At 56.8% G+C, this 8,617-nt stretch carries 9 protein-coding genes and 1 pseudogene; 6 read left to right on the top strand and 4 right to left on the bottom strand.

Annotation, left to right across the window (positions count from 1 at the left end; genetic code table 11):
* A partial coding sequence (gene rplJ, locus ACIQ0G_RS08545; protein WP_397577544.1) for a 50S ribosomal protein L10 occupies positions 1-417 on the bottom strand: 417 nt, incomplete at its 3' end.
* Between the two features lie 442 nt (positions 418-859).
* Between rplJ and ACIQ0G_RS08540 the strand changes: the two genes are divergently transcribed.
* The 4 genes from ACIQ0G_RS08540 to ACIQ0G_RS08525 are packed head-to-tail and all read left to right on the top strand — an operon-like array spanning position 860 to position 3,701.
* Positions 860-1,273 carry a ketosteroid isomerase-related protein gene (locus tag ACIQ0G_RS08540; RefSeq protein ID WP_397577543.1) on the top strand — a complete coding sequence of 138 codons (414 nt, stop codon included), beginning with the start codon at positions 860-862 and terminating at the stop codon, positions 1,271-1,273.
* Positions 1,270-1,860, top strand: coding sequence for a GNAT family N-acetyltransferase (locus tag ACIQ0G_RS08535; RefSeq protein WP_397577542.1), 591 nt, complete (start codon positions 1,270-1,272; stop codon positions 1,858-1,860). Before ACIQ0G_RS08540 ends, ACIQ0G_RS08535 begins: the two co-directional genes overlap by 4 nt.
* The gene (locus ACIQ0G_RS08530; RefSeq protein WP_397577541.1) at positions 1,857-2,762 is read left to right on the top strand and encodes a carbon-nitrogen hydrolase family protein; all 906 of its coding nucleotides are present in this window, start codon (positions 1,857-1,859) and stop codon (positions 2,760-2,762) included. Before ACIQ0G_RS08535 ends, ACIQ0G_RS08530 begins: the two co-directional genes overlap by 4 nt.
* A gap of 39 nt (positions 2,763-2,801) precedes the next feature.
* Positions 2,802-3,701 (top strand): EamA family transporter, encoded by a 900-nt coding sequence (locus ACIQ0G_RS08525; RefSeq protein ID WP_397577540.1) that lies wholly within the window; start codon positions 2,802-2,804, stop codon positions 3,699-3,701.
* Here ACIQ0G_RS08525 and ACIQ0G_RS08520 read toward each other — a convergent pair.
* Complete coding sequence (locus ACIQ0G_RS08520) at positions 3,677-4,141, bottom strand: DUF3237 domain-containing protein (protein WP_397577539.1); 465 nt, start codon at positions 4,139-4,141, stop codon at positions 3,677-3,679. The genes ACIQ0G_RS08525 and ACIQ0G_RS08520 overlap by 25 nt on opposite strands.
* A gap of 55 nt (positions 4,142-4,196) precedes the next feature.
* Here ACIQ0G_RS08520 and ACIQ0G_RS08515 point away from each other — a divergent pair, with 55 nt between their 5' ends.
* Positions 4,197-5,558: an SRPBCC family protein gene (locus ACIQ0G_RS08515; protein WP_397577538.1), complete on the top strand. Its 1,362-nt coding sequence runs from the start codon at positions 4,197-4,199 to the stop codon at positions 5,556-5,558.
* A gap of 55 nt (positions 5,559-5,613) precedes the next feature.
* A complete protein-coding gene (locus ACIQ0G_RS08510; RefSeq protein WP_397577537.1) occupies positions 5,614-7,176 on the top strand; it encodes a sodium:solute symporter in 1,563 nt (520 codons plus the stop codon).
* Here ACIQ0G_RS08510 and ACIQ0G_RS08505 read toward each other — a convergent pair.
* Positions 7,139-8,404, bottom strand: a complete 1,266-nt coding sequence (locus ACIQ0G_RS08505; protein WP_397577536.1) for an exo-beta-N-acetylmuramidase NamZ domain-containing protein — start codon at positions 8,402-8,404, stop codon at positions 7,139-7,141. The two genes, ACIQ0G_RS08510 and ACIQ0G_RS08505, sit on opposite strands and share 38 nt — an antisense overlap.
* Positions 8,405-8,496: 92 nt before the next feature.
* Positions 8,497-8,617 (bottom strand): annotated as a pseudogene (locus ACIQ0G_RS08500) (50S ribosomal protein L1); the annotation flags it as partial.

Here is an 8,617-nt window from a genome sequence, read left to right as displayed (position 1 = left end):
AAGCCCGATAAGCGTGCCGCGCAGTTCGTCGAGCGATGGCAACGAAGCCAGCGCCTTTACACCGTTTACATCAAGGAACGTGTCACCCATCGCGCCGCCGACAATTTCAAGTTTGTCATTGGTCTTTGCGAACTCGACAGCAATCTTTGCAGCTGCAACCGGGTCCGACGATGTGGCGAGCGCTGTAGGGCCGGTAAGCAATTCAGCTACCGATCCATATTGCGTTCCTTCAAGAGCGATTTTGGCAAGACGGTTCTTGGCAACCTTATAGCTTGCGCCAGCATCCCGCATCTTCAAACGAAGGTCGGTCGATTGTGCAACCGTCAGCCCGAGATTACGGGTGACGACGACAACCGCCGCTTCATTGAAAGTGGCGTTCAGCGATGCAACTGTTTCGGTCTTTTCAGAACGGTTCATGCATTACTCCTTTTTCAGACTTCGCCGGCAAGCCGACAAAATCCAACACGAAAAGCGAAACACCCGGCTGGGCGATCCGCTGACTTCAGTCCGTGGGGAAGTTTCATGCCGAACTCACACGATCTAAAATCGGGAGCGGTGGCGAAGGATGGCAAAAGCCAGTCCTGAAATCTCTATCCCCGTCTAGGCTGGAAATTAAGAACGGCAAATTCCGTTCACCAACTGTCTCGGACGGTTGCCGGTGGAGCCGTCGCTCCACCGAACGAGGCGGGCATTAGCAGGGTTGGACGCAGAGTCAAGGGCGGCCGCCGCTTTGATCGCTGTCCGCTGCGATCACGTTTCAAAATCCTATGAAAGTCTGGACAATTTATCTTACTGGACAACCCTTGCTTCGCTGACTTAATCGAAATGCAATTCATCAGGTTAAAGGACACAATGATATATGGCCGACACGCGTGAAAAAACGGCGGCGCTGATTGGCGCATATTATGCTGCATTCAATGCCATGGATGTTGAGGCTATCTTGGCATGTCTGAATGACGATGTGGCGCATGATATCAATCAAGGAGACCGTGAAACCGGCAAGCTGGCCTTTCGCGCCTTTCTTGGCCGCATGGATCATGCCTATAGTGAACAGCTGCGTGACATTGTCATTATGACCAGCGAAGATGGCAAGCGCGCGGCGGCGGAATTCATCGTCGACGGCATTTACAAGGTTGCAGACGAAGGCTTTCCTGCCGCGCATGGCCAGAGCTACAGCTTGCCAGCCGGCGGCTTCTTTGAGGTCGCAGACGGAAAAATCACACGCGTTTCGGTCTATTATAATCTTGCCGACTGGATCGCGCAGGTTTCATGACGGTAGACGTCCGGTCCTTGACGGATCCCGAGGAGCGCTGGGCCGCCATTCCGGCGCTGTCTGATCTGCGGATCCGGGTTTTTCGCAGCTGGCCCTATCTGTATGACGGCACTGCAGAATATGAAGCCGCTTATATGGCCGAATTTGTGCGCGAACCGGGTTCGGTGCTTGTCGTTGCCCGGGACGGGGACTCAATCATCGGCGCGGCTACGGCGTCTCCATTGGAGGGACAGAAGCCGGACATCCAGAATCCTTTCCGCGAACAAGGAATGGATGTTGCGCAGATATTCTATTTCGGGGAATCGGTTCTGTTGCCGCAATATCAGGGGCAAGGCATTGGGCACCGGTTTTTCGACGCGCGTGAAGACGCAGCGCGCGCCGCAGGGGCACGGAAAACTGCCTTTTGTGCGGTGATCCGTCCTGATGATCATCCGATGCGGCCCGAAACACCACGCGATTTGCATCCATTCTGGCGTGCCCGTGGCTATGCGCCGGTGCCCGGTTTGACCGGAACGCTCGAATGGCAGGATCTGGGCGATGATTTCGAAAGCGCGCATGTGATGCAATTTTGGATGCGTGACCTGTGACCGCGTCGGTCCGTATAGCGGCAGCCCAATATCCCATCGGGGAACCCGATAGCTTTGCGAGTTGGCAAGGCAAGGTCGGGCAGTGGGTGAGCGATGCCGCCGCGCAAGGCGCACAGTTGTTGGTGTTTCCCGAATATGCGGCGATGGAATTGGCCGCGATCGACAAAGCGACGGCGAGCGATCTGCATGCCTCGTTGCGGGCCGTGGTTGCTTTGGGGCCAAGAATTGACGCCCATTATGCGGATCTCGCCAGGCAATTTGGGGTCGTTCTGCTCGGCGGAACCCGACCCTTTGGCCAAGAAGATGGGCAGATTGTAAACAGGGCGACGCTGTATATGCCGGACGGGCAAACGGCCTATCAGGACAAAATTATGATGACCCGGTTCGAACGTGAATCCTGGGACATTAAAGGCGGAAAAAGCCTGCGGGTTTTTCGGACATCTTTGGGAATGCTGGGCATTTCTACCTGCTATGATATCGAATTCCCGATGATCGCGCGGGCGCAGGCACAAGCTGGCGCACAGGCCATTCTCTGCCCGTCGTGCACCGACAGTTTGCAAGGCTATCACCGCGTTCGGATTGGGGCACAGGCGCGGGCATTGGAAAACCAAATTTTTGTGGCGCAGGCACCGACCGTTGGCATGGCCCCATGGTCGCCGGCGCTGGACGAAAATTATGGTGCAGCAGGGCTGTTCGTTCCGCCTGATGGTGATAGTCCGGACGACGGCGTTGTGGCTATTGGGACCGAAGGGCGGGGGGCGTGGGTCATGGCAGACGCTGATCTGGCGCGCGTGAACCGCTGGCGCACCGAAGGGGCCGTTCGCCCCTTTGCGCATTGGCCCGAACAATATTGCGGCGCAATTGCCAGCGATCTGCCGGTAGAAGTTGTGCCGCTGGATTAACTGTTCGCAAAAACGGGCGGAGCGGTTAGGGGGGCTTCCATGCCACAAAACGCCGCCTTACCACGCCTGCACCTTCTGCTCGCGATTGCAGTGATGGCGGTGTGGGGCACGAATTTTGTCGTCATCAAATTGGCGCTAGCCCATTTGCCGCCTTTATGGCTTGCGACGCTGCGTTTTACGTGCGCATTTTTGCCCGCGGCATTTTTCCTAAAGCGGCCTGCCGTGCCTTTGTCCAATCTTGCGGCTTACGGCATATTGATCGGGGCCGGGCAGTTCGGCCTGCTGTTTTTGGCGATGAAAGGCGATATTACGCCGGGCCTCGCTTCGCTCGTCGTCCAGATCCAGGTCTTCTTCACCATTGCCCTATCCATGCGGCTGACGGGGGAACGGGTACGCACATTCCAATGGGCTGCACTGGCGTTAGCGACAAGCGGGCTGGCCGTCATTCTGACCCATTCGGATGGCAGTGCGACGCCATTGGGATTGATGCTCGTCGTAACGGCGGCCTTTTGCTGGTCGAGTGGCAATATGGTCTCGCGCGCCGCGGGTAAGGTCGACATGCTTGCTTATGTGGTCTGGGCCAGCATCTTTGCCGTGCCGCCATTGTTGACCCTCGCCTTGATATTTGAAGGCCCGTCGGCCTTGATCGCAGGCGTGCAAGCAGCAACAGCGACGACCTGGGCGGCGGTGGTCTGGCAAGCGGTTGGCAACACCATGTTCGGCTATGGGATTTGGGGATGGCTTCTGGCGCGGCATCCTGCGGCAACCGTCGCACCTATGGCGTTGCTGGTGCCGATATTCGGGATGGGGGCGTCGGCATTGTTCTTGCACGAGCCATTACAGAGCTGGAAACTGCTTGCCGCCGCGCTGGTCATGGGCGGATTGGCGTTAAGCCTTTTATGGCCGAGATTTTTTCAGCCTATTTCGAAAATCGAATAGACCGGACCCGCAGCGGTTTGTTCGCCGGTGCCGACAGCGATGACATTGTTAAGCCAGCTATAGCGGCTATCACCACATTCGAATTTTGCGACGATTGCCAGTGAATATTCGTGGCGCTCCAGCAATGCGCCTTTCCGGAACCGAGACATTGCTTCGGCTTCGGCCAAAAAGCGGCCCTGATAATTGAGGTAAACCAAAGCCCCGTCGTTGGTTTGCAGCGTTAGGCGGACGTCGATTACCATCACGCCATCTTCGCGGTTGACGACCCAATCATTTCCGCCCGGCAGCACCGTGCCATTCAGCCGCTCGCCAGCAAAATGACCGCCGGTGACGGGGGCAATGCGGCGCAGGCCGGCAGGGGTTTGGCCAATGCTGATCATCCCTGCGAAATCAACGGTCAGCGTCATGGTAATGAGGTGGTGGTGCGGTAAATTGTTCATTGCACAGTTGCTACCATGACGGCAGGATGGCGCAAGAGTTATCAGGGAGAGAGTTTTGGACAACATAATTGCGCGCCGTCCAGGCCCATCGGTTCAGGAAGTGTTCGACGGCGATCGTAATCCAGCGCCTGCGGTCATGCGCGTGGAATCACCCGCCATTGGGCAAAGCAGTGATGATGTTTCTATTGCGCGTTACTTCGCCAAAGACTGGCATGATCGCGAAGTCGAGCAGGTTTGGCGCAAGACATGGCAACTGGCATGCAGGCTGGAGCATATCCCGAATATTGGCGATCATATTGTGTATGACATCGTGCATGACTCGCTCATCGTCGTGCGAACAGGCCCGGACGAGATTAAAGCCTATATCAATTCATGCCTGCATCGCGGCACGATGCTCCGCACCGAAGGCGGTTGCGTTAAGCAGTTTCGTTGCCCCTTCCACGGCTGGACTTGGAAGCTGGATGGCGCATTATCTGTCATTCCGGGCCAATGGGATTTCCCGCATGTTGATAAGGACAAGATGAACCTTCCCGAAGCGCGCGTTGGCACATGGGGCGGCTTTGTTTTCATTAATTTTGATGCTGATGCCGAACCACTTGAAACCTATCTCGAAAATCTGCCCGAGCATTTTGCGTCGTTCAATCTGGAAGACCGCTATGTCGCGGCGCATGTTGCCAAGATTATGCCATGCAACTGGAAACTGGCGATGGAGGCTTTTGTCGAAGCGTACCATGTACCGTTCGCGCATGGGCAGGTGCTGAGCTATTATGGAGACAGCAACACCCAATATGACGTTTGGCCCGGTGTGCGGCATGTCAGCCGTATGATCAGCGTTCAGGGCGTCGCCAGCCCATCGAAGCCCGCAACGACAGCTGAACAAACCATCGAGGAAATGCGCCGCGACGTGCCCTTTTTTGCGGGCAAGCCCATTGAAGTGGGCGCGGGTGAAACGGCGCGGGGCAAGCTGGCCGAACGTGCGCGGGAGAAGATTTCGCGCTCGATTGGCCGTGACATGTCTGCCCTATCGGATTCTGAATCGCTCGATCTGATCGAATATATGCTGTTTCCCAATATGGTGCCGTGGGGCGGGCAGGCCTTGCCCATCACCTACCGCTTCCGCCCCAATGGCGACGATCCCGAAAGCTCGATCATGGAAATCATGTTCCTGTTTTCCAAAGCCCCCGACGGATCGCATCCGGAGCCTGCAAAAATGACCATGCTGGGGCTGGATCAGAAATGGGCCGACGCACCGGAGCTTGGTTCGGCCGCGATGGTAGCGGATCAGGATACCGACAATCTGAAGCGGATCCAAAAAGGTCTGCGCGCGTCGAAGAAGCCGGGTGTGACATTGGCGCGCTATCAGGAAAGCCGCATACGCCATTACCACGAAACGCTGGATGCATATGTGGCGCGGTAGCGCATTTGAACAAACAGGCATGTTCCTTTAATGGCTCAGCCTTGGGGGAGCATTCATGCCATTAGCATTCACCGTTTATGACTGGGGCATATTGCTTGCCTATGTCGCATTGCTGGCATTTGCCGGTTATCAGGCGACACGGCGGACCAAAACGGCGGATGACTATTTCCTCGCCGGGCATCATGCGCCGGTCTGGCTGGTTGCGGTGTCCGTTCTGTCCACGATGCAGTCGGCAGCAACATTTCTCGGCGCCCCCGATAACAGCTATCGCGGTGATTATAGCTATCTCACAAGCAACTTCGCCGCGATCATCGCTGCCTTTATCGTCGCACGTTTCCTGATCCCGCGTTTCTACGCAATCGGTGCGACCACGGTATATGAATTGCTGGAAGCCCGTTTCGACGCCACGGCAAGACGCGCGGCGGCGGGGATGTATCTCGTCGGCCGGATCTTGGCGAGCGGTGCGCGGCTGTATCTTGCCGCCATTGCGGTTTCGATGATCATCTTCCTTGATGTCGAGCCGCAGCATATCGTTATCGCCTCGGCGGTGCTCGTCGTCTTCGGTGTTGTGTTCACACTGTTCGGCGGGCTGAATGCTGTGATCTGGAGCGACCTGGTGCAGGTCGTGCTCTACCTTGGTGGTGCAGTGCTGGTGCTCATCTTTTTGCTGGTGAAAATTCCTGCACCTGCTCCGGAAATTTGGGACGCGCTTCAATCTGCACCCGACGGAATGGACAAGCTGCGTTTGTTTGACTGGTCGTTCGACTTTACCAAGCCGTTTACCGTTTGGGCGATCCTGACCGGGTTGGTGCTGCTCAATATCGGCAATACCGGGCTCGATCAGGACACGACGCAGCGCTTTTTGGCATGCGAAAACGCACAATCGGGCAAACGCGCTTTGTATGCGAGCATGTGGGCGGCAATCCCTGTGGTGGCTTTATTCATGGCGATAGGATCGCTGCTCCACATCTTCTACAACCGCCCCGACCTGATGGGCGTTAGCGTTGGCGCTACCAACGCGTTCGCGGGCGAAAAAATCACGGTCTTCATGTCGTTCATTCTGTCTGAAATCCCGCCCGGCTTGCGCGGGCTGGTCACCGTGGGCGTCATCGCGGCGGCGGCGATCAATTCCGGATTAATCTCGATGTCGGCGGTGGTTGTGAATGATTTTTACCGGCCTTGGCTGGAACGGCGTGGCGCACCGTCCAACGAGCAGCATTATGTCAACGCCGGTCGCGCGGCGATGATATTGCTCGCCTGTGCGCTGTTTGCGATGTCGATATTATGTTTCTATTGGCAGCATTACAGCGACACGCCTTTGCTCGAATTTGTACTCGGCGTAATGGTATTTGCCTATTCGGGCTTGCTGGGCGTCTATGGTACCGTGGTGTTTACGAAGCGTGGGGCGACATGGTCGGTGATCGCCGCCCTGCTGGCTGGTTTTGTCACGATCTTGCTGCAACAGCATTATGTCGTGGATAGCCTTGGGCTGCCTGCGGCGTGGAAGGCGCTGGCCTTCCCATGGCAGCTATGTATCGGGACGGCAGTCGCCTTTGCTGTTTGCTGCGCCGGTCGTGATATCAAGGATAAATCAGATACCTCGCCCGTAGCTGCCTAAAGGCTTCAAGCCCGGGTTGCCACTGCGCTTCGATCTCGCTTACTGCTTTTCCGTCCAAAATGCCTTTACGGACCGTGTCGGTTCCTGCCAGCTGGTCAAAAAACCTTGGAGTGCCGGCGCGGAATTCAAACTTGTCTGGGTACATGCCGTGGACCGCCTTCACCAAAGCGATTCCGGTGCGGAATGGCTGGAATGTCGTGCTGTTGGTGGGGATGACCGACACGCCGTGACACTGCTGCCCGGCATATTTGGAAAAATCCGGCGTAAAGGAAACGGGCGCGAACGTGACACCCGGCAGCCCCATTGCATTTAATCGTTCCGCCAGTGCCGCGCCATCGATGAACGGCGCGCCGATATATTCGAACGGTTTTTCGCTGCCCCGTCCTTCGGAGATGTTGGTGCCCTCGAACAAGGCCGTGCCGGGATATACTGCGGCTGTTTGGGGTGACCGCATATTGGGTGAGGGCGGCACCCAAGGCAAATCCCAAGCGACATAGGGCGCCCAGTCGCGATTCCAGCCGCGCATGGGAATAACGCGCAGGCGCGTGCGCAGCTTTTCCTCGCCGACGAACATCTGCGCGAGCTCACCGAATGTCATGCCGTGGCGTACCGGCATGGCAAAGCTTCCGACGAACGAGCCAAATGCAGGTTCGAGGACTGGCCCCTCTATCATCACCCCGCCTTGCGGATTGGGACGATCCAGCACGATCACCTCGGCTCCGGATTTCTCTGCGGCGCGCAGCATAAATAGTAATGTCGAGGAATATGTATAAAAACGCGTGCCGACGTCCTGCAGATCGACCAGCACAATATCAATGCCGTGCATCATCTTGTCAGTTGGCATCTTGGTTTCGCCATAGAGGCTGTAGACGGGCAAGCCGGATGTGGGATCGATGCTCGAAGCCACCTTCTCACCGGCTTGGGCCTCTCCACGCACGCCATGTTCCGGGCTGAACAGCGCGACAAGATTGATAGCGGGATGCGCGCGCAACAGATCGACGTCGCTGACACCCTTGCGATCAACGCCGGTCTGGTTGGTCAACAGCGCGACCCGCTTTCCCTTGACCAACGCCAGTTGGTCGGAAAGCAAGGCTTCGATCCCGGGGGTGATATGCCTGATGGGAATGGCGATTGATTTGACGGGGGTTGGAGATTTTGGCTGAACCGGATCAGCCGCAACGGCGGCCAGTGGAAGCAGCGCAACAATAAAGGTCAAAAATAATCGCATGATGAAAGGCTATTGGATAACGGCGTCCGCCGCAAAGAAAAAGGGCCGGAGGTTTCCCTCCAGCCCTTTTGATATTCGTTTGATGTCGTGGCTTAAGCGCCAGCGACGTCCGCCAGATTGATCTTGAGGCCTGGGCCCATTGACGAGCTGACCGCAACGCGGCGGACATATTTGCCCTTTGATCCGCTTGGCTTGTTCTTGATGACGGCGTCG

Origin of the sequence: Sphingorhabdus sp. (assembly GCF_044354325.1) — a bacterium.
Classification (GTDB): domain Bacteria; phylum Pseudomonadota; class Alphaproteobacteria; order Sphingomonadales; family Sphingomonadaceae; genus Sphingorhabdus_B.
The sequence above is the reverse complement of the archived record's forward strand: the minus strand, read 5'-3'. Positions and strand labels throughout refer to the sequence as shown.